Below are 1,257 nucleotides of genomic sequence, written 5' to 3' on the forward strand. Positions count from 1 at the left end.
GGCGGATTTTATAATGAACTTAGCCATTTAAAATAAAAAAAACGCCACGTGAATTCCATGTTATATTGAAGTTACCACAACTCTCAATAGACAAGGATGAATTCACATGACGCAAACCCATGATAACACAGTTTCACTCAAGGGAAAACATCTTTCCTACTCAGAACGTTGCCAAATCGCTATCCTGAAAAAGGAAGGCTATTCCAACCGTCAGGTTGCCAAAGTGCTGGGACGTGTTCCGCAAACCATAAACAATGAGATTGATCGCGGAACCATCACCCAGTTAAAACGCCAAACGCAAAATGGAAAAGTGTATGACACCTACTATTCTGTTTATGACGCTGATGCAGGACAGGCCTTCTATGAAAAGCAACGACTGAACTGTGGCAGACGCCCCAAATGGGCGAACACAAATGCCTTCATTGATTGGGCAGATGACAAAATGTTAAATGAAAAATGGTCGCCGGACGTCGTGGTCGGATTTGCCAGAAAACACGAGCTGTTCGATTGTGCCATCATTCCTGGAACAACCGCTCTTTATCAATGGATTGACCGCGGAATCATGCGAACAAAGAACATGGACTTGCTTGAAAAACTGTCCCGTAAAATCAAAGCGGTCCGCCCAGGACACCGTCCCAACAAGCGTGTTCTCGGGACGTCAATTGAAGAACGCCCTAAAGAAGTTGAAACACGGGAAACGTTCGGTCATTGGGAAATCGACACGGTAGTGGGAAACAAGACCAAGTCGGATGCCGTGCTGCTGACGCTGGCTGAACGGCAGACACGCTTTGAAGTCATCCTAAAGTTGAACGGGAAGGACACCGAATCGGTGGACCAAGCGGTTCAACAGCTAAGAGAACGGGCTGGCGCTAACTTCGATCAATTATTTAAGACCGTTACCTCCGACAATGGCTCGGAGTTTTCTGGGCTACACGATGCTTTGCAAGATGTAGCTGACGTCTATTTCAGCCACCCCTATGCTTCTTGGGAGCGTGGGACGAGCGAAAACCAGCACAAATTAATTCGCCGTTTCGTCCCCAAGGGAAGCCCGATTAGTGAGGTGAGCGAGAACCAGATTTTGCGGATCCAGCGTTGGATGAACGATTACCCGCGGAAAATTTTGGGTTATGCGACACCACATGACACATTCGTCCAGGCATTCAAGCAAGAACGGTTGGTGGCTTGACCCATTATTCCTTGATAACGATCCTCCCTCGGGACATGGCTTCATGTCTGGAAAGCTGGCCTGGGGCCAAA

At 47.8% G+C, this 1,257-nt stretch carries 1 protein-coding gene; it reads left to right on the forward strand.

Translation table 11 applies throughout. From position 1 onward, the window contains the following. Positions 1-106 precede the first annotated feature (106 nt). Positions 107-1,186 (forward strand): IS30 family transposase, encoded by a 1,080-nt coding sequence (locus tag PVE40_RS12765; protein WP_274732313.1) that lies wholly within the window; start codon positions 107-109, stop codon positions 1,184-1,186. Positions 1,187-1,257: the final 71 nt, after the last annotated feature.

Source organism: Jeotgalibaca caeni, from assembly GCF_028863945.1.
GTDB classification, from domain to species: domain Bacteria; phylum Bacillota; class Bacilli; order Lactobacillales; family Aerococcaceae; genus Jeotgalibaca; species Jeotgalibaca caeni.

Excerpts from the sequence above, each read along its gene's own strand:
- PVE40_RS12765 (WP_274732313.1), top strand. The coding sequence starts at position 107 with ATGACGCAAACCCATGATAACACAGTTTCACTCAAGGGAAAACATCTT.